Source organism: Christensenella intestinihominis (assembly GCF_001678845.1).
Taxonomy (GTDB): Bacteria; Bacillota; Clostridia; order Christensenellales; family Christensenellaceae; genus Christensenella; species Christensenella intestinihominis.
In genome coordinates this window covers 138,955-160,456 of record NZ_MAIQ01000006.1, presented here as the reverse complement: position 1 = coordinate 160,456, position 21,502 = coordinate 138,955, and the positions used below count along the sequence as shown (strand labels likewise).

The following is a 21,502-nucleotide window of genomic DNA, read 5'->3' as shown; positions in this document are numbered from 1 at the left end:
CCCATCGCGGGATGAAAGCCGATGCCCGCCGCCCGAAAAAGAAAACGGCATGCTTCTTAATATTTTACCGTCACCGGCTCCCGCTTCTCTGCGGATTCAAGCACCGCAAGAAGCGCCAGCGAGGTGTTAGCCGCATCTTCCGTGCTCACTAAAAACGGTTTCCCGTCTATCAGGCGATCCACAAAGGAACGAATGCTTTCGTAAGCAAATCCTTTTACTTTCCCGTCCACACGGTTTCTCACAATAATATCAGGCGTTGTTACTTTCTTGTCCGTCACTTCCTGAATCATATTATGGCTGGAACAGTCGATATTAATCATACCGTCCGTGCCCAGCACTGTGAACTTGATATCATTGATACAGGTGTTTGCGTTCGGCGTGATCCAACCGTTTTCCATTTGCGCAATCCCGCCGTTCCTGAATTCGATTGTCGTGAGGTACATATCCGGTACGTCCACTCCCAGCTTTTTCAGCACACCCTCGCGGGAGACGGCATAAACACGTTCGACCTCGCTGCCCATCAGCCAGCGGAGCGTATCAAGGCAGTGGCTCCCCAAAAACCATAGAATTGAAGATTTGGCAGCCCACGACAGCATATCCGTCGCGACCCATTTGATGTCATTAAGGCGTCCGTAAGCGCTGTACGGCGTACCAAGATTACCTGAGTCGATCGATTGCTTGGCCGTATTTACAGTGGGATTCCATCTGTTGTGGAGGTCTACCATAGCACGAACATGATTTCTCTCGAACGCTTCCATCATGTTCATTACATCCTCGCGCGTAGTAGCCAGCGGTTTTTCAATCAGCAGGTCCTTTTTCGCATTCGCGCACGCAATGGCAATGTCGGCATGCAGGAAGTCCGGCGTGACAATCGCAATCGCGTCACAGCTTGATTTTTCCGCCATTTCCCTATAGTCCGTGTAAACTTCCCCAATACCGAATTTCATGGCCAGGGCTTCCGCCTTTGCCTTGTCTTTATCACATATCGCAACCGTCTGTGCAAACGGATGTTCATTATAGATGCTGGCATGCGTTTCTCCCCATATTCCCGCGCCAACAATGCCCATTCTCAGTTCTTTCATATCACGATCCTCCTTTATGGTTTTGTGATGTTTTATTTTAGGACTGACGATAATAACGCAAATAGTTACTGATGGTAACCGTACCGACAATAATCAGGCCCTTTACCATATTTTGTACATAGATATTAATTTCCAACAAATTGAAAATATTGGTTATTAAACTCAGGATCAAAAGCCCCAGCAGGGTGCGGACTACGCTTCCGCTGCCTCCCGCCATGCTTGTGCCTCCTAATACAACCGCACTAATTGCAGTCAAAGGCAGGTCTTCAGCATAAGCCGGAGACCCTGTCATCATTTTGGCAGACATCATAATCCCTGCTACCGAGGCGGAAATTCCGCAAACAAGAAACACCAACATTTTATTCTTGTTGATATTGATCCCCGAGGCACGGCATACCTCCGCATTTCCGCCTACGGCAAATACGTTTCTTCCAAACCGTGTTTTCCTGAGGATAAATTCTCCTACTATAACCATTACAAGGAAAAACCATACGAAATAAGGAATCCCTCCTATGCTTCCATTCCCCATGTTATACAGCAGGTCATTATTATAGGTAATAGAGCTTGGAACTCCCAGCGCATCGCAAAAGGTCTGCGCCACTCCATATGAAATAACCATTGTTGAGAGCGTCACTACAAACGTATTGATTTTAAGTTTTGTAACCAGAAGTCCGTTTACCAAGCCGACAACAACGCCAACCGCAAGTCCAAGCAGGATAGCAACTACGGGATTTGCCTGATCCATATACTTCATTACATAGGCCGACATAAGTGAAGCCAGGCTTACAACCCCGCCCATGCTCATATCAAATTCACCATTTATAATCGCAAAGGTCATTCCTACCGCTGCGACCCCATAGATACAAATTTGATTGAACAGGCCTACGATATTTGAGAATCGGCGAAATGAAGGAGTTGTTGCAAACATAATGATGATGGTAATCAAAAATATAACGAGCATCAGGTTGCGTTTTAAAAAGCTTTTGACATCCAAGCTTTTCATCATTAACCTATTTGTATTCATAATGATGCCTCCCTGTCTTTTCCTTTGTTGTAGGTATCGAGCCAAACCGCTACGATAATCAATATGCCCTTTACAATTTCTTGCGGACTATCCGATATATTAAGCAGGCTCATAGCATTCGTCAGTACGCCGATTACGATTGTTCCAATGAACGCCCCGAGTATATTCCCGCGTCCTCCGCCCAGCATCACGCCGCCTACAATCGCCATGGTAAGGACGTCGAAATCATATGGATTTCCAATACTGGGAATAACGCTGCCAACACGCGAACCCAGTATAATTGCGGATAAACCGATACAAACACCCTCTATTGCAAAGCCCAAAATCCTCTGGTTCGCAATATGGATACCTGATAGGCGCGATGCTTCCGGATTGACCCCCAAAAAATACATCCTGCGGCCAAACGGTGTTTTCGTCAGGATAAACTGGCATAGGATTACCGCAGCAATAAACAGGATTACAGGAAACGGAATAATTCCTACCATTCCTTTCCCGAAGAAGTCCAAAACGGGATCGCTCGGGAGTTTGTTATTATATCCGCTGGTAATAATCAATGCCGCGGCATACATGGCTGTCATCGTTCCAAATGTTATAATAAATGGAGTACCGTCATTCACTACCACCCTCGAGACCAAAATGCCATTTGCTACCGCGCAGCCAACCGCAACGGCCATACATACCAGCATGGCAGGATATATTCCGATATACGGGACAAGCACTGCCATAATGCAAAGCGACAAGGTCAGGTTGCCCCCCACAGAGAGATCAATTGTTCCTGATACCAGAACAAAGCAGGTGCCGCAAACCATAATTCCGGCGACAGTAATTTGCCTGAGAATATTCAAAAGGTTTGTAGAAGTAAAAAATGATTTTTCTGAGAATGCAATGATTACAACTATAATAATAAGAAACACCAGCAGCACATTTTTTCTCAAAAACTTTAAAGTTCCTTTTGCCAAATGCCTTTCGCCTGCAAATTCTTTATTCATAGCCTGGTCCTCTTTTTCTTAAATTGCGCATTCAAGAATGCTTTCAGAGTCTATTTCTTTACCGGTTAATTCTGCCTTGATCTCTCCCGAATTCATTACCAGAACGCGATCACAGAGGGATACGATTTCCGGCATTTCCGAAGAAATCAGAATAATAGATTTCCCCTGTCTTACGATCTCATCCATCAGGCAATAGATTTCATATTTTGCGCCCACGTCAATCCCCCGCGTGGGTTCGTCCAGCAATAAAATATCCATACCGGCAAACAGCCATTTTCCAATGACAACTTTTTGTTGATTTCCCCCGCTTAAAAACTCTGTCTCCTTTTTTACGGAAGATGTTTTTATGTTAATGGCTTCCACATAGTAATCCGCGACCTCTTTTTCTTTAGAAACGTTTAAAACCTTCAATTTCCGGCTCTTACATATTTTTTCCAAATTTGCAACAGATACATTCCATTCGATGGAAAACTTAAGGGCCAATCCCTGGTCTTTTCTGTCTTCGGGCAGCAGCGCAATCCCATTTTTCATTGCATCTGACGGATTTGTAATCCGTACCTTTTCCCCATTGATATAGAAATTTCCGCTTTCCCTGCGGTCTGCGCCGAAAATAGCGCGGGCTATCTCCGTCCTTCCGGAACCGACCAAACCGGCCAGGCCTAAAATTTCACCTTTTTTTAACGCGAAATTAATATCTTTAAGTTTACTTTTTGTCGATAGGTTCTCTACGCGAAGCACTTCCTCATTCGTCGTACAAATTGTTCTTACGGGAAATTCCTGGTCTATGCTCCTTCCTACCATATCTTTTATCATTTGCTCGCGGACCAGGTCCTTTACATTATATGTGCTCACCACCATGCCATCGCGTAAAATTGTCGCCTTGTCGCACAGTTCATAAATTTCTTCCAGCCTGTGTGAAATATATAGCACCGTAACATTCTGTTTCTGCAGACGCCGTACCGTGCGGAACAGGACTTCCAATTCCTTTTTTGTCAGGGTAGCCGAAGGTTCATCCATTACAATCAGCTTAACGTTGGTTGAAAGGGCCCTCGCGATTTCAACCATCTGTTTTTCCGCAACACTGAGCCTCTCTACAATCGCTGTCGGTTCAATTTTAAATTCCAATTCATCCAGTATTTGCTTCGTTTTTTGATTCATGGACTTCCAGTCCACAAGGCCGCTTTTCGTTTTCAACTGCCTTCCGAGAAATATATTTTCTGCCACGGAAAGAGACGAAATCAGGTTCAATTCCTGGAAAACAAAGCTAATTCCTTTATTAAGCGCATCTATCGTATCTTTTATCAGCACCTTTTCTCCATCCAGGAATATTTCACCGGAATCCGCTTTATATAGCCCGTTTAATATTTTAATCAGCGTTGATTTCCCGGCCCCGTTTTCTCCCAGCAAAGCGTGTACCGATCCCCGTTCCACATCGAGCGAAACATCATTTAAAGCCCGTACGCCGGGAAAACTTTTTGTAATATGCTTCATTTGCAATATGTAATCTTCCATAATTCGTTCCCCTGTTATCAAGTGAATTTGCGCTGCCGGCCGGGGCCGGCAGCGCATCATTTTTACCAAGTGCCTTCGCCATACGGATATTCGCTAATATTATCCTTGGTATAGATTGGATTCGGAACATAATTCAATTTTTCTACCGCTTCGCCTTTCAAAATTTTGTCTACGGTATCAAAGCAGAGCTTGGCCATGTCCCAGGGCTCATGTGATGCTGTTGCAAACATTTCCCCGTCCTTTATGTATGCAATCGCTTCTTTACTTAAGCTGTTCCCTGTAACAAGCACCTTTCCTCCGCCCATTCCGGCTGCTTTTAACGCTTCTACAGCACCTGCGGCCATCGTGTCATCTGCCGCATAAACGACGTCAATATCATCTCCATACTGGGTAATGAAATTTTCCATTACAGAAATTGCCTTGGCTTTTTCCCAATCCGCTGCCTGATCTCCAAGCACATGTGCGTTTTCATGTCCTTCCAGGGTGTCGTAGAATCCGGTCATACGTCCTGTGTTTCCGGAATCTGCGGATAATCCTGAAATTGCGACTATGTTAAAATCTTTCCCGTCAAACTGATCGAGCAGCAGTTCCGTAAGTTTAACCCCATCGTCGTAATCATTTGTTACAATGGCCGAGGTATAGTATTCCTCCGCGCCTTCCGCTGGTTGCTGGTTCAAAATTACGCACGGAATTCCCGCTTCATCCAACTGGCGCATAATCGCAACCCCGCGATCCGAAAGCGAGCAGAGAATTACTAAATCTACTTGATCCTCAATTGCCTGCATTGCCTGCTGATACTGGAGATTGTCATCCATGTTGCTGTCAAAAATTGTAAGTTCTATATCCTTTTCTTCAGCATAATTTTTCGACGCATCCATCAGGGATACGACAAAGGGAAATTCCAGCGTCGGATACAGCAGATACACTCTTTTTTTCCCGCCGGTTTCCGCTTTATCTTCCCCGGTTGCAGCGCCTTCCGGCGAGGTAGATTTCTCAGCCTCTGCAGATACGTCATTGGACTTTTCCACCGGCGCCTGCGAACATCCCGCGAAACACATAACCGCTATGCACAGGGTCAAGAACAGCGCAAGAGTCTTTTTTACTTTTTTCATTGTAATTCCTCCTCATATTTCGTTTTTTCCTATTGTTACACCCGGGAATCCTGGTGCAAAAGCACTTGTTTTTCGTATTGCCCAACCGACCCGCAATACTTTTCTTATAGAAGGCATCAATAAATAAACCCTTTAAGAGAGCCTTCTGATCTTCAAGTTTTCATTTGTGCAAATTAAATAGAGTGAGATAAGATTCGGTACAATATCAGGTGAAAATTATGATGAACAAAAAAACTTTTGATCCCTCCTTCCCCTTATAACCTGTTTGCCTGGCCTATTACTTCCTTTGCGATAATATGATTAAAAGAATATTCCTTTAATGCCTGTATGCCGCCAAGGAGCTGGGCGTTTTCGCCATGAATACTCAGCCGGATGTCCGGCTTAAACATCCCCAGCCGTGAGAACATATCGTTGAGCGCTTCCAGAATATATTGGTTTTTCGTCGAGATTCTGCCCCCAATAACAATCAATTCGGGATTTATCATCAGGTCTATATTAATCAGGATCGCAGCCCATGCCTTGAGCGTCTGTCCCATAATTTCCAGAACGTCTTCGTCGCCGGACAAGGCGGCCCGTTCCAGCACCTCGAGTGACAAAAGTCCGTTTTCGTCTTCTTCCATTATTTTTCCAAGCGTCCGGCAACCGCCGCCGCGTATCTTTTCCTCTATTCTATGATATAAGGTCTGCAAACTTGCTTCCGACTCAAGCTGGCCTTTTCCATTCAGGTAGTCTTCAAAGGTACGCCTGCTGTCAAAATAGGTCTGCCCAACCTCACCGGCATAGTTTCTGCCGCCTTTTACCAGCTTATTGCCAATCACGATTCCCATTCCTATGCCGGTCGACTCCGTAATCGTGATATAGGCAAGGTCTTCAACAAAGGGATAAACCGATGTTTTCTCACCTACCGTAGCCAGCCATGATACGTTATTAACAATAACCGGGACTCCCAGGACTCTTTCCGCATAATCAAAAAACCTCGTGTCGCTTAATAAATATACATCCGGTATCTTATGCACCATTCTGGACTTCTGGTTGACAACGCCGGGAACCGAGAATCCAGCAGCTAAAAGCTTCCCCGTCCTCTGCCCATTTGTGCTTGTCAGTTCGTTTTTGATCCTGTCAATAATCTCCAGCAGTTCCTCCAGCGTCCCCCGCGGGTTGTAACCGATATGTATTTTCCCCTCCATATGACCCGTTATGTCAATCAGATAGCCGTGAATATCGTTTGCCGTCATATAATAATGGACCATATATCCGTATTTATCATTGATACTGAATAATTCCGGGCTTCTTCCTTTTTCCGTTTTCTCTTTCCCCAGATATTTAATAAGCTCTTTTTCCTTCAAATTCCGAAAAACCCTGCTTATTGTCGCTGCACTGATTCCTATTTTAGCAACGATGTCAGAAGCTGAAACCTTATCTCCCGAAATCAATTCGTTCAGTATTTGCAGTTGGTTTCTATCCTTTTCGGATAATTCTGGATTACTAATGTTCAGCATATGATCCATCCTCTATTTCAGTAATCTGTTACCCCTTTGCTTTATTCAATTATTGTCCTTGATTAAAAAAGAGTACATTATTGACCAGCCATGAAATTTTGTATAGGAAAACAAAAAAGTGGTTTAAAATAAAAAAAGACCACCCAAAACGAGTGGTCAATAATGTACAGGTTTTTATGAATATTGAATTCTAATTTAATAATAATATGCTTTCACCGGATTGTCAATAATTATTTTTATTATGAAAATATATTTTTTATTTCCAGATATAATCCTTTGTTTTCCTTTATATTCCAATATTTACGATTAAACACAATATATTTTCATTAAGAAATTATATTGATTTTTACCATTCCTGTTTGCATCATTTCTGTGAACTCTTTCCAATTTTCTTGGGTCGGCCCTTTCCTTATGATATACTGGTGATGAAATTACACCGACAGGAGCTTATTATGAAGCATTTTCTTTTCGCAATATCGTGCCTTCTTTTAGGCATTATTATCTTCACAGGCTGTGCGCAGGCCCCGGCGGCAGAGGAATCCCTCGCGCCCACTCCGTCTCCGGCCAGAACAGAGGCTGCGGCATCGCCGTCTCCCTCGCCATCTCCAAGCCCCACTCCGTCTCCTTCCCCGTCGCCCACACCGTCTCCCTCACCGACGCCGTCGCCCACTCCCGCGCCGACAAAAACGCCGATTGAAGAGCTTCCCATCGACTACGAAGCAATTTCCGCACTCGACGGCACAAAGGACGGCTGGGGGCAGGGCCTCGAGAAGGACGACCTGAACCGTCCTACCGGTGCGCTCTCCGCACAGGAACGGTACGGAAAATACGACGCCCTGTTCATCATGCCCGAAGAACAGAAATTTTACCTGACGTTTGACGAGGGCTACGAAAACGGTAATACAAACGCAATTCTCGACGTTCTCAAGGAAAAGAACCAGAAGGCGACCTTCTTTGTCACCTATTCCTATGTGCGTGATAACCCCGCGCTTGTAGAGCGCATGATTGCCGAAGGCCATGTGCTGGGCAACCACAGCGTGCGCCATCTTTCCATGCCCGGCCTTTCGCTTGAAGAAGCGCGGGATGAAATCGTAAAGCTCCATGCCTACATGCGTGATACCTATGGCGTTGAAATGACGGTCTTCCGCCCGCCTATGGGCGAATATTCCGAGCAGACGCTCGCGCTCACGCAAGCCCTCGGCTATAAAAGCGCATTCTGGAGCTTTGCTTATTATGATTATGAGCCGGACGACCAGATGGGCCCTGAAGCGGCTTATGCGAAGGTCACGGAAAATATCCATCCCGGCGAACTTGTGCTGCTTCACGCAGTTTCCACGGACAACACGGCAATCCTTTCCGATTTGATCGATAACCTGCGCGGCCAGGGTTATGAAATCCTGCCGCTGCAATAAAAAAAGTGCAGGGAGATATTTACCCGTTACGGCGCAGCGCAACTGCGCCGTTTTGCGTTTTCCCCTGTCGGCGAATATATTTTTAAAATCCCTTGCTTGTGACGTTGCGTCATGAATTATAATGGAAGCAGGAGACAATTATATGGAAAAATACCAATCGATGCCGGAAGGGTACATGTCCATCGGCGACGTCGCAAAAAAAATGGGCGTTACCGTCCGTACCCTGCAGTATTATGATAAAAAAGGGCTGCTTTCTCCCTCGGCGGAAAGCGCGGGCGGCCGCAGGCTCTATACGGATAAGGACGTGATCCGGCTTCATCAAATATTATCAATGAAATCCCTGGGGTTTTCCCTGGACGATATCAAAACCCGCCTGCCCTCCCTCAGCACTCCCGCCGATGTTGCCAATGTGCTTTCGGAGCAGGCCGCCGCCATGCGTGAAAAGATAGAAAGCCTGTCCGGAGCATTGAGCGCAGTCGAAGCACTGAAAGCGGAGGTGCTTCAAATGCAGTCGGTGGACTTCGGGAAATATGCTGATATCATCATAAACCTGCAAATGAAGAATGAACTTTACTGGTTTATCAAGCATATCGACGGGGAGACGCTGGATTATTTTCGCAGCCGCTTCGACAGGGACAGCGGCCCCGCAATGATGGAGGCAATCAGCCGCCTGACCGAGGAGGCGATCCGGCTGCAGGAAGCCGGTGTGCCGCCCGACAGCGAAAAGGGGCTGGATTTTGCCAGAGCATATTGGAATATGGTAATGGAATTTACGGGCGGGGATATGGGCATGGTCTTTAAACTGATGGAAGCCGCAAACGTAGAAGACCCGAACAGCGAATGGAAGCAAAAGCAGCCGCTGGCCAACGCCTTTATCGAGCCGGCACTGGGCGCTTATTTCGCAAAGCTGGGAACAAACCCGTTTGAGGAGGGGCATAAATGAACGATGCCATACAGGTTGACGGCCTGAAAAAGAACTATGGAAACCATCCCGTACTGAAGGGGTTGGATTTCAATGTGATCGAAGGTGAAATCTTTGCATTGCTTGGTATAAACGGCGCAGGCAAAACAACAGCCCTCGAATGCATCGAAGGACTGAGGAAATATGACGGCAGCGTCACAGTGACCGGAAAGGTGGGCATCCAGCTGCAATCCGCGTCCCTCCCGGCCCATATCAGGGCAATGGAAGCCGTGCGGCTGTTTGCAAAATGGAACCGGGCAAAAGCAGACGGTTCCATGCTTGCTGCGCTTGGAATCGACACGCTTGCAAAGAAACAGTATGCAGGACTGTCCACCGGGCAAAAAAGGCGCTTGCACCTTGCCCTTGCCCTGATTGGGGAGCCGGATATCGTGATTCTTGACGAGCCGACCGCCGGTCTCGACGTAAACGGAAGGATATCGCTTCACGACCATATCCGCGGGCTGAAAGCGCAGGGAAAAACCATCCTCCTGGCCAGTCACGATATGGCGGAAGTCGAAAGCCTGTGCGACCGCATCGCAATTTTAAGCGGCGGGGAACTTATATTCCTGGGTACTCCCGATGAATTAACCGCAAAAGTCGGGAGGCGCTGCGTCATCCACATCAAGACCGCACAAGGCGGCGAAAGTTTTGAGACCGATAACCTTGCGGATACCATGCTGGCTTTGCTCGAGCGTTACCGCCAGCGGAAAATCGCCGTACTGGATATTAAAATAGACCGCGGAACACTGGAACAGCATTTTATCGATATGGCGGGGAGGTGCGGCGCATGAGCGTGTTTATCTATGGAATCGCGCTGCAATGGAGGCTGGATATCCGCAGCAAAACGCTGCTGATTACATGTTACGCAGTCCCCCTGTTATTTTTTGCCATAATGGGCGGGATATTTACATCCGTAAATCCCGAGGCAAAATATACGCTCATACAGTCCATGACCGTAATGGGCGTATCGATGGGCGCGCTCATCGGCCTGCCGCCTTCCCTTGCGGAAATCTACGGCAGCGATATTAAAAACGTATACAAGGCCAACGGAGTTCCCCTTTATTTTGGCGTGGCCACACTTTTTTTATCGGCGTTTACTCACCTGTTTCTCATGAGTGCAATCATATATACCGCCGCTCCCCTTGCCTTTGGCGCGGCGCTTCCGGAAAATCCGCCGCTTTATTTCGGCGCACTTGCAATTTTTATTGCGGTATCGCTCAGCGCGGGGTGCGTCCTTGGGCTGGCAGTAAAAAACCAGGCCAAGCTCACGATGCTTTCACAGCTGATTTTCCTGCCGTCGATTATGCTGTCGGGAATCATGTTTCCCACCGCTTTTCTTCCCCGTGCGCTCGAGGCGGCGGGGAACCTGTTCCCCGCCGCATGGGGGTGCCGGTTGATGACGGACGGCTGTTTTATTCCCCGCAACCTGCTTCCATTGGCGGTCATTCTCGCGGTTGCAATTATACTGTGCGGCTTTTTACTGAAAAGACAGCGGTCGGAATAAGCTGTCAAGCCGCATGGTTTTCCTTATACTCCGTGCACGGCCCGGACCATCTCCGCCGTATATTCCATCACAGGCGGTACGCAATCCGTTCCATACTGCGCGATAATCTTCATAATCGCGCTCCCCACGATTGCCCCGTCCGCTTTTCGCGCCATATCCTCCGCCTGCCGCGGCGTAGCGATGCCAAAGCCAATGGCACAGGGAATATCCGAAACCTCGCGCACGAGTGAAACCATCTCCCCCACGTCCGTTGTAATAGCCGTACGCACTCCCGTTACGCCCAGCGACGATACGCAATACAAAAAGCCTTCCGCTTCCCGCGCGATCATCCGGATGCGTTCTTTTGACGTAGGCGCAATCAGCGAAATAAGGTCCACGCCGTATTTTGTACAATAAGGCTGAAGCTCTCCCTTTTCCTCAAACGGCATATCCGGTACAATCAGCGCATCCACACAAAGCTCCGCGCACCGCTTTACGAACCTGTCGCTCCCATAGGAATAAATCGGATTGACGTACGTCATAAAGGCAAGCGGAACGTTCGTTTTTTCGCGTACGCGGCGTACCATTTCGAAAATCCCGTCGGTCGTCGTCCCCGCAGCGAGCGAGCGCTCGTCCGCCGCCTGGATTACAGGCCCCTCCGCTACCGGATCGGAAAAGGGAATCCCGATTTCAATCAGGTCCGCGCCCGCCGCCGCCATTTTAACAGCCAGCTCTTCCGTCACCGCAAGGCTGGGATCGCCTGCCGTGATAAACGGAATAAACGCTTTTCCTTTGGCAAAAGCTTCTTTTGTTTTAGTCATGGATATCCACCCCCCGATAGCGTGCGATTGCCGCTACGTCCTTATCTCCCCTGCCCGAGATGTTTACAACGACAATTTTGTCCCTGCCCATTTCCGGCACAATTTTTTTTACATAAGCCACGGCGTGCGCGCTTTCGATTGCGGGAATAATCCCTTCCATGCGGGACAGGTACTCAAACGCTTCCACTGCCTCTCCGTCTGTTACGGGCACGTATTCCGCGCGGCCCGTATCATGCAGCCATGCATGCTCCGGTCCGATCCCCGGATAATCGAGCCCGGCGGAAATGGAATACACCGGGGCGATCTGCCCATACTCGTCCTGGCAGAAATACGATTCCATACCGTGGAAGATACCCGGGGTCCCGTTCGCGATGGTCGCGGCGTTCTGCTCCGTATCCACGCCGTGCCCCGCCGCCTCGCAGCCAACCAGGCGCACGCTCCTGTCGCCGATGAAATCATAAAACAGGCCCATGGCGTTGCTTCCGCCGCCCACGCACGCAATAAGGGCGTCCGGCAGCCTGCCCTCTTTTTCCAGCAGCTCCTCCTTTACCTCTTTACCGATTACGCTCTGGAAATCCCGCACAATGGTGGGAAACGGATGCGGCCCCATCACAGACCCCAGCACATAATGCGTGTCGGCAATGCGCGACGTCCATTCCCGGAGCGTCTCGTTGACCGCATCCTTAAGCGTCATCGTTCCGCTTGTCACAGGATGCACCTTCGCGCCCAAAAGCTCCATGCGGTAAACATTGAGCGCCTGGCGCTCCGTGTCTTCCTGTCCCATGAAAACCTCGCACTCCATGCCCATAAGCGCGGCCACCGTCGCCGTCGCCACACCATGCTGTCCCGCGCCCGTCTCCGCGATCACCCGCGTTTTCCCCATCTTTTTGGCGAGCAGCACCTGCCCCAGCACATTATTGATCTTGTGCGAGCCCGTATGGTTGAGGTCCTCGCGCTTAAGGTAAACCTTTGCGCCGCCGAGGTCGTCCGTCATATGCGTCGCATAATAAAGCAGGGACGGACGGCCTGCGTAATTCTTAAGCAATTCCTTTAACTCCGACTGGAACGCCGGGTCGTCCTTATAATACCCATACGCTTCCTCCAGCTCGATGATTGCGTTCATCAGCGTCTCGGGCAGGTATTGTCCTCCGTGCGTGCCAAATCTCCCTTTTTTGTTCATAGCCGTTCCAATGCCCCCATCAGTTCCTTGATTTTATTTTCGTCCTTAAATCCGCCCGTTTCGATACCGCCGGAAACGTCGATGCCAAATGGCCTTACCCGGCGTACGGCTTCCACGGCGTTTCCCGCATGAAGCCCGCCCGCAAGGAAAAACGGAATTTCCGGCCGGGCCCGCCCGATCACCGTCCAGTCCGCGGTTTTTCCTGTGCCGCCGTATGCGTCCGCGGAGAAAGCGTCGAGGAGCAATGCATCCGCGCCCAGCGCTTCCGCACGCCCGATATCACGTTCCGTCCGCACCCTGGCCGCTTTCCATACGGGCAGCCCCATCATTTTCACTTCCCTGACATACGCCGCATCCTCGTCCCCGTGAAGCTGGATTACCTGGAGCGGCACGCTTTGCGCAATTTCCTTCAGGCTTTGGATCGGTTCGTTTACGAATACTCCCACCGCCCCGATCTCCGGCGCCAGCAGCCGCCTGAGCCGCGCCGCCCGGTCCGCGGTCACCTGCCGGGGGCTTTTCGCAAATACAAAGCCGACGTAATCCGGCCGGTATCGGTTCGCATAGCCGATATCCTCTTCCCTGCGCATGCCGCACAGCTTCACCTTCATACGCCCTGCCTCAGTTCCTTCATCCTGCCCGCAATGTCCCCGGACCGCATCAGCGTTTCCCCGATCAGCACCGCGTCCGCGCCATAGGAGGCGACTGTCCTCATATCCGTATTCGTCAGGATTCCGCTTTCCGAAACGATCACGCAGCCCTCCGGAACCAGCCCCGCAAGCCGCCCCGTGGTTTTCAGGTCCACGTCAAACGTATGCAAATCCCGGTTGTTGACGCCAATGATGCGCGCGCCCGCGTCCAGAGCCGTACGAAGCTCCTTTTCGTTGTGCGCTTCCACGAGGCACTGGAGTCCAAGCTCGTCCGCGATGCGCATAAACCGCGTAATGGTAAGGCTGTCGAGGATTGCCGCAATGAGAAGAACGGCATCCGCGCCGATCACAAGGGATTCGTAAATCTGGTATGCGTCGATAATAAAATCCTTGCGCAGGATCGGCAGGTCGACTTTTTCACGGATCGCCTGCAAATACCGGCTGCTTCCCTGGAAATAGTGCTCCTCCGTAAGAACGGAAATCGCGTCCGCTCCTGCTTTTTCATATTCCTCCGCAATCCCCACCGGCGTAAAATCCTCGCGGATCACGCCCTTCGACGGCGAGGCCTTTTTCACTTCCGCAATGACCGATAGTCCGCTCTTTTGGAGGGCGCCCAGGAAATCCTTAGGCGTGCGTTCATCCTCCGCCGCGCGGTCCATGACCTCTTTTTCCCCCATAACCTCTTTTTCATATTCCAGCTGCCTTTTCCTGTATGAAACAATATCGTCTAAAATCATGGCGTTTCCTTTCCGAAGCCGCACGTCCGCGTCTTCAATTCCCCGAGTTTCTCCATCGCCGCGCCCGTGTCGACGGATGCGCGCGCGAGGGAAAGCCCCTGCCCGATGTCCTCCGCAATCCCCGCGATCACAAGCGCGCAGGCGGCGTTCAGGAGAACGATGTCCCTCTTCGCCCCCCGTTCCTTTCCGCTTAGGATATCAAGGGTAATTTGCGCGTTCTCTTCCGCGGTTCCGCCCACCACCTCGCGAAGGTCCGCAAGCTTCATTCCGTAATCGCGGGGGTCCAGTTCATATTTAATCAGTTTTGAGCCCTTTATCTCACAAATTTTTGTCGTGTCCGAAATCGTAATCTCATCCAGCCCGTCGTTTCCGTGCACCACCATCGCGCCCTTTACGTCAAGGTTCTGGAGCACCTTCGCCATCGGCTCCATCAGCGCCTCGTCGTATACGCCGATCAGCATATAGCGCGTAAACGCCGGGTTTGCCAGCGGTCCTAAAATATTGAATACGCTCCGGACGCCAATTTGTTTGCGCGGCATCGCGGCAAACTTCATCGAGCCGTGGAATTTTTGCGCAAACAGGAACGAAAGCCCGCATGCGTCAAGGCATTCGCTCGCCTGTGCGGGCGTCATATCGATTTTCACCCCCAGCGCCTCGAGCACGTCCGCGCTGCCGCTCTTGCTCGATACGCTGCGGTTTCCGTGCTTGGCTACGGGAAGTCCCGCGCCCGCCACCACAAAGGCCGCGGTCGTGGAAATATTAAAGGTGTTCGCGAGGTCGCCGCCCGTGCCCACGATGTCGATGGCGGTGGAGCTGTGCGGCATCACCGCCGCCTTGCTGCGCATCACGCGCGCAAAGCCGGTAATTTCGTCAATGGTTTCTCCCTTCATGCGCAGGGCCGTAATAAACGAACCGATCTGCGCGTCCGTCGCGCCGCCGCTCATGATGCAGTCCATTGCGTCGTACGCCTCTTCCTGCGAAAGGTTCGTTCCCTCGATCACCTTGAAAATATATGGTTTCAGCAGGTTGCGCTGTTCCGGCGGCAGCAGGGTCTCGTCAAAATCAAGGTGCCGCACCGGGATATGCGCCGCCCGGTCGAGGAAATTTTCCAGCATCTTCTGCCCGCTTTTCGTTAAAATGGATTCCGGGTGGAACTGCACGCCGTATGTCGGATGCTCTTTGTGCTGCACAGCCATAATCTGCCCTATTTCATCCCGCGCCGTAACGGTAAGGCAATCCGGCAGGGTGTCCTCGTCCGCAATCAGCGAATGGTAACGCGCGGCCTCTACGGAACCGGGCAGGCCGTAAAACAGGGGATTTCCCTCCCCGAGGTCGATTTTGCTTGCCTTTCCATGCATCAGCTGCTTTGCACGCACAATTTTCCCGCCGAACGCCTCCGCAATCGCCTGGTGTCCGAGGCACACGCCAAGGATCGGTATGCGCCCGCTGAACGCCTTCACCGCGTCCACGGAAATCCCCGCGGAACCGGGATAACCCGGCCCGGGTGAAATAACAATCGCCTCCGGCGCCATCTTTTCAATTTCCCCAAGCGTAATTTCGTCGTTGCGCGCCACCGAAATATCCGGATAAAGCTCGCCGATTTCCTGATAAAGGTTATAGGTAAACGAATCGTAATTATCGATCAATAATATCATAAGGCTGCCGCCTCCTTTACCGCTTTCACTGCCGCCAGGGCCTTGTTTTCCGTCTCCGCGAATTCCTTTTCCGGGTCGGAATCCGCAACGATGCCCGCACCCGCCTGCACGTATGCTTTCCCGTTCCGGAAGAGCACCGTGCGGATCGCGATGCACGTATCGATGTTCCCGTCAAACCCGAGATAGCCGACCGTGCCTCCATAAAGCCCGCGCCGCTCGTTTTCCAGTTCGTCGATAATTTCCATCGCCCGCACCTTGGGCGCCCCCGAAAGGGTTCCTGCGGGCAGTACGGACATCAGCGCGTCCACCGCGGAAAGCCCGTCGCGCAGGATTCCCTTTACATCGCTCATCAGGTGCATCACCGTGGAATACTTCTCGACCTCCATAAACTTGGTGACCTCCACCGTCCCGAATTTGCTCACCCGACCCACGTCGTTGCGCCCGAGGTCCACAAGCATCGTATGCTCCGCGCGCTCCTTGGGGTCGGAAAGCAGGATTTGCTTAAGCTCCGCGTCTTCCTCCTCCGTTTTTCCCCGGCGGATGGTTCCGGCAAGGGGCTTTGTGGTCACAATGCCGCCTGTAACATTCACCAGCATTTCCGGCGAAGCGCCCGCAATGCTGTAATCCCGCAGCTTGAAATAAAAAAGATACGGGGACGGGTTGCTCGCGCGGAGTACGCGGTATACGTCGAACGGATCGGGCGGATTATCGATCTCAAACCGCTGGGACAGCACCACCTGGAAAATGTCCCCGTTCCGGATATATTCTTTCGCTTTTTCAACGTTCCGCGCATATTGTTCCCGCGTCATATTGGAAGAGACCGCTATCTCGCCGCCATGCCCTCCCTGCCCCGCCGGGGCAGGCGCGCTTAACTTTTTCGCGATTTCCCTGGCCCTTTGGGCGCATTGCCCGTATTGTCCGTCCAAATCCCCGTCCGCATAAATATTCAGGATAATAACCGCCTTGTTCGTCAGGTGGTCGAACGCCACAATTTCGTCGTACAGCATCAGGTGGCAGTCCGGCATATCGAGGTCGTCCTGCGGCGGGTTCGTAAGCGTTTTTTCCATATAGCGCACCATATCATAGCCGAAATATCCGACGAGCCCGCCCGTCATTTTAGGCCGGTTGGGAAAGGACGGGGATTTATATTTCGACATAATCTCCGCAAGGTAAGCGGCCGGATCGTCCACAAGCCGCACGGCCACATGTCCGTCCTCGATTGTCACGGCCTTTCCGTTTTTTATCTTAAGTTCCATTTTTGGATGGACGCCAATGAACGAATACCGTCCCCATTGCTCGGAATTGTCCACGCTTTCAAGGATAAAGCAGGTTTCCTCCCCCTGCTTTAAAGCGTTGAAAATATTTACCGGCGTGCAGCTGTCCGAAAGAATCTCGTAAAACACCGGCACGACGTCATATTCACCGAGCAATTCTTCCACTTCACGTTTGTCTGGATACAACATTTTGTTCTCCCTTTCTTCCGTACGTTTCCCATACTTTTTCCGCAATAAAAAAAACTTCCCATCCTCCAAGGGACGAAAAGCTTCGTGGTGCCACCCAATTTCCAGGCCAAAACACAGCCTGCTCATTACAGATACGGCGCCTTCGGCGCTTATATCCTTTCCCTTAACGCGGGAACCACGGCGAGGTATACTGAAAATTCCACCTGCTCCTCACGGACCCATTCACCACCGGCGTATGTGCGGGCTTTCCACCAGCCGCCCGCTCTCTGAAACATCGTTTCCATGGCTACTTACTTCCGCTCTGCGGATTTGCTATCAAATTAGTTTTATTATATTGCCGCATTTTCCTGCTGTCAACTCTTTTATCAACCGCGCGCCGTCCGCATACACACAAATTTATATTGTTCAGGAAAAATTAACCGAATCTTTACCGTTTATCTGGTAACTTTGTGCTATCTTTAAATTGAAAGGATGTTCTTGATGAAATTATTGATTATAGAAGACGAGGAAGACCTGCGCGAGGCGCTTTGCGCGGGCCTCACCAAAAAAGGATATATTACGGATTCCGCAGCCGACGGGAACGAGGGCTTTGAGCTGGCGTTCGTCAACGACTACGACCTTATTTTGCTCGACCTGAACCTGCCGGGCATGGACGGGCTTACCCTGCTGCAAAAAATACGGGAACACGACCTCCAGCAAAAGGTGCTGATTTTATCCGCGCGCAGCGATTACGGACAGCGCATCGAGGGGCTTGACCTCGGCGCGAACGATTACCTTGTGAAGCCCTTTGATTTCGGAGAGCTTGAAGCGCGCATCCGCAGCCTCCTGCGCCGCAGCTTCACGCAGCACAACACCGTCATCCGGTTTGACCGTTTCCGCCTCGATACGTGCGCGCATCTCGTCTATACGGAAGATAACCAGGCCGTTTCCCTCACCCCCAAGGAATACGCAATCCTTGAATACCTGCTTTTAAACCGTGGAAAGGTCATCAGCCCCGAGGAACTGATCGAGCATGTGTGGGGCAGCGACGACAGTCTGTTTTCCAACGCCATCAAGGTACACATGAGCGCGCTGCGTAAAAAGCTTGCGGAATTCAGCGCAAACGAGATTATCATAAACATGCGGGGCGCGGGTTACTGTATCAAAAATCCCGTCCAGAATATCGCATCCAAACTGGGGAGGAACCAGCTTTGAAAAAAATACCGATTCGTATGCGTCTCACGCTGTATATCGTTTTGCTGCTTGCAGGCGTTTGCGTCCTTATGACGGCGCTTGCCATGTTTAACGCCAATATGACGTTTGTAATTCCCTATGTCACGGCGGCTCCAGGCGGCTATTCGGTCGAGATGGGGCCCGATGTCGGGGAGTCTTCCACGGCCAAAGGTTCCATGGAAGTGCATCCGGAATCGGACGAATACGAGGGCCGTCAAGCCGCCTCCGTGACGATTACGCAGGCCAGAACGGAATTTAACGCCTCCAGCCTGTGGATTATGGCGGCGGTCATCCTCGGCGGCGGGATTCTCACCTATTTCCTGCTTGGGCGCGCGCTGCGGCCGCTGCGCACACTGAGCAGGGAAATTGGCGAAATGACGGAAAACGAGCTCTCCCAGCGTATCGAAGGCTTTCCCGCGCGGGATGAAATCGGGCGCCTTGCAGATTCGTTTAATACGATGCTTACGCGGCTCGATAAGGCATTTTCCGATCAGAAGCGCTTTTCCTCCGATGCCGCGCACGAACTCAAAACGCCCCTTACAGCAATCAAAACCAACCTTGATGTGCTGCGCCTTGAACCGTCCCCAACTCCACAGGAATACGAAAAAACCCTGCACGTTGTGGAAAAGCAGGCGGGCCGTATGATCAAGCTGGTCGATAATCTCTTCACCATGACGGCGCAGCGTAATTATGATTTTAACGACACGGTGGATTTCGACGCCATGTTTTCCGATATTATTACGGAGCTCGCGCCCCGCATCCGCGAAAAGGAGCTTGCTGTGACGCTGCATGAAAGCGGGCTCGAAACGACGGCGAACGGCGTGATGCTCATGCGCGCTTTCTCCAATCTTGTTGAAAACGCGGTAAAGTATAACGCGCAGGGCGGCAGCATCGAGATCGCCGCGCAATCGGACGGAAAGCAATATACCATCACGATTTCCGACAGCGGGCCCGGCATCCCGCCTGAAAAGCTGCCCCATATTTTCAAGCCCTTCTACCGCGCCGACGAATCCCGCTCCAGCGCGGGCGGCGCCGGGCTCGGGCTGGCAATCGCCTCCGAAATCATCGAACGGCACGGCGGCACGGTATTTGCGCAGAGCGAAGACGGAAAAACAGTATTCACCGTAACCCTGCCCATAATTCCACCGCTGCGGAACGACTGAACATAGATCATGCAGGCAAAGCCCTCATGCGAATGCACGGGGGCTTTTGTTATGCCGCCAAAGACCCATGCCCCGAAATTTCCATCGGCTTAACCGATTCTTAATCCTTTCCCTGCTATGCTGGTCATGGAAAATAAGTTGTGGAGGAATATATGAAAATCAAAAAACCATCAAAAAAAGTAATTGCCGGCATCGTTGCCGCCGCATGCGTATGTGTCGCCTGCTATATCGGCGTAGCGAATGCGGGAAAAGAGAATGAATCCGAAATTCCCCTGCGCGAATATACCGTAAAGCGCGGCGATATTACGGCAGGTATTACGGGAAACGGCTCGCTTTCTTACGACGCGGGTGTGCTGAACTTCCCGGAGCCCGTCCAATTAAAAGAATATTTCGTGAAAAACGGCACACAGGTGAAAGCGGGCGATAAGCTTGCCGCGGCCGATCCGGAATGGCTGGGAAAACAAATCGAGGAAGCGCAGGCGGAACTTGAAAAGGCAAAGAATGCGCTGGATCAGGCGCAGAATGCCAAAACCGTAAGCAGGCTGAACCAGAAAAAAGCAAACGCCGAGGCAGACGCCGCCCTTGAAAGCACGCAGAGCGCCGCCAGCGGCGCGCAGAAAACGGTCGATTCCCTCAGGCAGCAAATCGACGAAATAAGCGGACAAATTGTGCAGCTTGACGGGCAAATCGCAGAGCTTGAAGCGCAGCCCACTCCCCTTCCGGGGGACGGCCAGCAGCCGGACGATTCCAAGTTAGAAGCGCTTAAAAAGCAGCGGGAAGAGCTTGCCGTGCAGAAAGAGGCGCTGCAAATGCAGCTCGAAGAAGCCCAAGCCGCCCTTTCCGGCGCGCTGTCGGCACAGGAACAGCAGGAGCAGCAGCGCAGCAGCACGCGCGGCATCGACGAACAAATTGAGTCCGCCTCGCAAAGCGATCTTGACTCCACAGTAAACAATGCAAAAATCGACGTGGACCTGGCGCAAAAAAAGTTGGATCGGCTAAACTCCATTTTAAGCGATCCCAATCTTTATGCGGACCGCGACGGCGTCGTGCTTTCGCTGGGTTATACGCCCGGGCAGGAAACTACGCCGGATAAATCCGTCGTCGATATCGGCGATCCGGCCAGCGTATTCGTGCAAATTCCTGTCGCCCAGACGGATATCGGAAATATCACGGAGGGACAGGATGTCGATCTTACGCTCGACGCATTCGGCGACCGTCCGTTCAAGGGCAAAGTGATCGGTCGGTCCCTCGTTCCGGTCAAGGACAGCAATCCCGTTTCCTATCCCGTTCATGTGAGCATCGACCCCGAGGACGCCGAGCTGCTTTCCGGAATGACGGCGAATGCCCAGTTCATTATCAAGCAGAAAAAAGACGTACTTCAGCTTTCCAACAAGGCGATTTCCATAGAAAACGGCAAGCAATATGTCCAGATGCAAAACGAGGACGGTACGCTGCGCAAGGTGGAAATACAAACCGGCTTTTCGGACGGTAAGGTAAGCGAGATCACGGGCGGCCTTTCCGAGGGCGACATCGTCGTCGTGGAGGGATAG

19 protein-coding genes and 1 other annotated feature are annotated in these 21,502 nt (G+C 51.2%); of the genes, 7 read left to right on the top strand and 12 right to left on the bottom strand.

The features are described 5' to 3' along the window. Nucleotides 1-56 precede the first annotated feature (56 nt). The 6 genes from BBD38_RS09650 to BBD38_RS09625 form a co-directional block, all read right to left on the bottom strand. Nucleotides 57-1,082: a Gfo/Idh/MocA family protein gene (locus BBD38_RS09650; protein ID WP_066687476.1), complete on the bottom strand. Its 1,026-nt coding sequence runs from the start codon at nt 1,080-1,082 to the stop codon at nt 57-59. A 37-nt stretch (nt 1,083-1,119) separates the two neighbouring features. Continuing rightward, nucleotides 1,120-2,106, bottom strand: a complete 987-nt coding sequence (locus BBD38_RS09645; RefSeq protein WP_066687475.1) for an ABC transporter permease — start codon at nt 2,104-2,106, stop codon at nt 1,120-1,122. After that, nucleotides 2,103-3,095 (bottom strand): ABC transporter permease, encoded by a 993-nt coding sequence (locus BBD38_RS09640; protein ID WP_066687474.1) that lies wholly within the window; start codon nt 3,093-3,095, stop codon nt 2,103-2,105. Before BBD38_RS09640 ends, BBD38_RS09645 begins: the two co-directional genes overlap by 4 nt. An 18-nt stretch (nt 3,096-3,113) precedes the next feature. Continuing rightward, nucleotides 3,114-4,607: a sugar ABC transporter ATP-binding protein gene (locus BBD38_RS09635; protein WP_066687466.1), complete on the bottom strand. Its 1,494-nt coding sequence runs from the start codon at nt 4,605-4,607 to the stop codon at nt 3,114-3,116. 62 nt (nt 4,608-4,669) lie between these two features. After that, complete coding sequence (locus BBD38_RS09630) at nt 4,670-5,719, bottom strand: sugar ABC transporter substrate-binding protein (protein ID WP_066687465.1); 1,050 nt, start codon at nt 5,717-5,719, stop codon at nt 4,670-4,672. 254 nt (nt 5,720-5,973) lie between these two features. Next, complete coding sequence (locus tag BBD38_RS09625; RefSeq protein WP_172807813.1) at nt 5,974-7,218, bottom strand: ROK family transcriptional regulator; 1,245 nt, start codon at nt 7,216-7,218, stop codon at nt 5,974-5,976. A 452-nt stretch (nt 7,219-7,670) separates the two neighbouring features. Between BBD38_RS09625 and BBD38_RS09620 the strand changes: the two genes are divergently transcribed. The 4 genes from BBD38_RS09620 (at nt 7,671) to BBD38_RS09605 (ending at nt 11,095) form a co-directional block, all read left to right on the top strand. Beyond that, complete coding sequence (locus BBD38_RS09620) at nt 7,671-8,630, top strand: polysaccharide deacetylase family protein (RefSeq protein ID WP_082989591.1); 960 nt, start codon at nt 7,671-7,673, stop codon at nt 8,628-8,630. Between the two features lie 142 nt (nt 8,631-8,772). Next, on the top strand, nt 8,773-9,573 hold the full coding sequence (locus tag BBD38_RS09615) for a MerR family transcriptional regulator (protein ID WP_066687461.1): 801 nt from the start codon (nt 8,773-8,775) through the stop codon (nt 9,571-9,573). Then, nucleotides 9,570-10,382, top strand: coding sequence for an ABC transporter ATP-binding protein (locus tag BBD38_RS09610; RefSeq protein WP_066687459.1), 813 nt, complete (start codon nt 9,570-9,572; stop codon nt 10,380-10,382). The genes BBD38_RS09615 and BBD38_RS09610 overlap by 4 nt, the downstream gene beginning before the upstream one ends. Continuing rightward, nucleotides 10,379-11,095 (top strand): ABC transporter permease, encoded by a 717-nt coding sequence (locus BBD38_RS09605; RefSeq protein WP_066687457.1) that lies wholly within the window; start codon nt 10,379-10,381, stop codon nt 11,093-11,095. The genes BBD38_RS09610 and BBD38_RS09605 overlap by 4 nt, the downstream gene beginning before the upstream one ends. Nucleotides 11,096-11,118: 23 nt before the next feature. Here the strand turns inward: BBD38_RS09605 and trpA are convergent, their stop codons facing one another. From trpA to trpE, 6 genes are read right to left on the bottom strand one after another with little or no spacing between them, the layout of a single operon-like run. After that, nucleotides 11,119-11,895 (bottom strand): tryptophan synthase subunit alpha, encoded by a 777-nt coding sequence (trpA, locus tag BBD38_RS09600; RefSeq protein ID WP_066687455.1) that lies wholly within the window; start codon nt 11,893-11,895, stop codon nt 11,119-11,121. After that, nucleotides 11,888-13,075, bottom strand: a complete 1,188-nt coding sequence (gene trpB, locus BBD38_RS09595) for a tryptophan synthase subunit beta (protein ID WP_066687454.1) — start codon at nt 13,073-13,075, stop codon at nt 11,888-11,890. The genes trpA and trpB overlap by 8 nt, the downstream gene beginning before the upstream one ends. Continuing rightward, the gene (locus BBD38_RS09590) at nt 13,072-13,683 is read right to left on the bottom strand and encodes a phosphoribosylanthranilate isomerase (protein ID WP_066687453.1); all 612 of its coding nucleotides are present in this window, start codon (nt 13,681-13,683) and stop codon (nt 13,072-13,074) included. Before BBD38_RS09590 ends, trpB begins: the two co-directional genes overlap by 4 nt. Then, nucleotides 13,680-14,459 (bottom strand): indole-3-glycerol phosphate synthase TrpC, encoded by a 780-nt coding sequence (trpC, locus tag BBD38_RS09585; RefSeq protein WP_066687452.1) that lies wholly within the window; start codon nt 14,457-14,459, stop codon nt 13,680-13,682. The genes BBD38_RS09590 and trpC overlap by 4 nt, the downstream gene beginning before the upstream one ends. Further along, nucleotides 14,456-16,114, bottom strand: coding sequence for a bifunctional anthranilate synthase component II/anthranilate phosphoribosyltransferase (locus BBD38_RS09580; RefSeq protein ID WP_066687451.1), 1,659 nt, complete (start codon nt 16,112-16,114; stop codon nt 14,456-14,458). The genes trpC and BBD38_RS09580 overlap by 4 nt, the downstream gene beginning before the upstream one ends. Beyond that, nucleotides 16,111-17,577 carry an anthranilate synthase component I gene (trpE, locus tag BBD38_RS09575; RefSeq protein ID WP_066687624.1) on the bottom strand — a complete coding sequence of 489 codons (1,467 nt, stop codon included), beginning with the start codon at nt 17,575-17,577 and terminating at the stop codon, nt 16,111-16,113. Before trpE ends, BBD38_RS09580 begins: the two co-directional genes overlap by 4 nt. Nucleotides 17,578-17,642: 65 nt before the next feature. Further along, nucleotides 17,643-17,890 (bottom strand) — a binding site (T-box leader). Between the two features lie 167 nt (nt 17,891-18,057). Here trpE and BBD38_RS09570 point away from each other — a divergent pair. The 3 genes from BBD38_RS09570 to BBD38_RS09560 all read left to right on the top strand — a co-directional run bounded on the left by BBD38_RS09570 (nt 18,058) and on the right by BBD38_RS09560 (nt 21,502). Further along, nucleotides 18,058-18,771 (top strand): response regulator transcription factor, encoded by a 714-nt coding sequence (locus BBD38_RS09570; protein ID WP_066687450.1) that lies wholly within the window; start codon nt 18,058-18,060, stop codon nt 18,769-18,771. Nucleotides 18,772-18,788: 17 nt separating this feature from the next. Next, complete coding sequence (locus tag BBD38_RS09565) at nt 18,789-19,952, top strand: sensor histidine kinase (RefSeq protein ID WP_066687622.1); 1,164 nt, start codon at nt 18,789-18,791, stop codon at nt 19,950-19,952. 152 nt (nt 19,953-20,104) lie between these two features. Further along, nucleotides 20,105-21,502 carry an efflux RND transporter periplasmic adaptor subunit gene (locus BBD38_RS09560; RefSeq protein ID WP_066687447.1) on the top strand — a complete coding sequence of 466 codons (1,398 nt, stop codon included), beginning with the start codon at nt 20,105-20,107 and terminating at the stop codon, nt 21,500-21,502.

Bases quoted from the DNA above. Each gene is read 5' to 3' on its own strand.
- BBD38_RS09650 (WP_066687476.1), bottom strand. From the start codon at position 1,082: ATGAAAGAACTGAGAATGGGCATTGTTGGCGCGGGAATATGGGGAGAA.
- BBD38_RS09645 (WP_066687475.1), bottom strand. From the start codon at position 2,106: ATGAATACAAATAGGTTAATGATGAAAAGCTTGGATGTCAAAAGCTTT.
- BBD38_RS09640 (WP_066687474.1), bottom strand. From the start codon at position 3,095: ATGAATAAAGAATTTGCAGGCGAAAGGCATTTGGCAAAAGGAACTTTA.
- BBD38_RS09635 (WP_066687466.1), bottom strand. From the start codon at position 4,607: ATGGAAGATTACATATTGCAAATGAAGCATATTACAAAAAGTTTTCCC.
- BBD38_RS09630 (WP_066687465.1), bottom strand. From the start codon at position 5,719: ATGAAAAAAGTAAAAAAGACTCTTGCGCTGTTCTTGACCCTGTGCATA.
- BBD38_RS09625 (WP_172807813.1), bottom strand. From the start codon at position 7,218: ATGCTGAACATTAGTAATCCAGAATTATCCGAAAAGGATAGAAACCAA.
- BBD38_RS09620 (WP_082989591.1), top strand. From the start codon at position 7,671: ATGAAGCATTTTCTTTTCGCAATATCGTGCCTTCTTTTAGGCATTATT.
- BBD38_RS09615 (WP_066687461.1), top strand. From the start codon at position 8,773: ATGGAAAAATACCAATCGATGCCGGAAGGGTACATGTCCATCGGCGAC.
- BBD38_RS09610 (WP_066687459.1), top strand. From the start codon at position 9,570: ATGAACGATGCCATACAGGTTGACGGCCTGAAAAAGAACTATGGAAAC.
- BBD38_RS09605 (WP_066687457.1), top strand. From the start codon at position 10,379: ATGAGCGTGTTTATCTATGGAATCGCGCTGCAATGGAGGCTGGATATC.
- trpA (WP_066687455.1), bottom strand. From the start codon at position 11,895: ATGACTAAAACAAAAGAAGCTTTTGCCAAAGGAAAAGCGTTTATTCCG.
- trpB (WP_066687454.1), bottom strand. From the start codon at position 13,075: ATGAACAAAAAAGGGAGATTTGGCACGCACGGAGGACAATACCTGCCC.
- BBD38_RS09590 (WP_066687453.1), bottom strand. From the start codon at position 13,683: ATGAAGGTGAAGCTGTGCGGCATGCGCAGGGAAGAGGATATCGGCTAT.
- trpC (WP_066687452.1), bottom strand. From the start codon at position 14,459: ATGATTTTAGACGATATTGTTTCATACAGGAAAAGGCAGCTGGAATAT.
- BBD38_RS09580 (WP_066687451.1), bottom strand. From the start codon at position 16,114: ATGATATTATTGATCGATAATTACGATTCGTTTACCTATAACCTTTAT.
- trpE (WP_066687624.1), bottom strand. From the start codon at position 17,577: ATGTTGTATCCAGACAAACGTGAAGTGGAAGAATTGCTCGGTGAATAT.
- BBD38_RS09570 (WP_066687450.1), top strand. From the start codon at position 18,058: ATGAAATTATTGATTATAGAAGACGAGGAAGACCTGCGCGAGGCGCTT.
- BBD38_RS09565 (WP_066687622.1), top strand. From the start codon at position 18,789: ATGCGTCTCACGCTGTATATCGTTTTGCTGCTTGCAGGCGTTTGCGTC.
- BBD38_RS09560 (WP_066687447.1), top strand. From the start codon at position 20,105: ATGAAAATCAAAAAACCATCAAAAAAAGTAATTGCCGGCATCGTTGCC.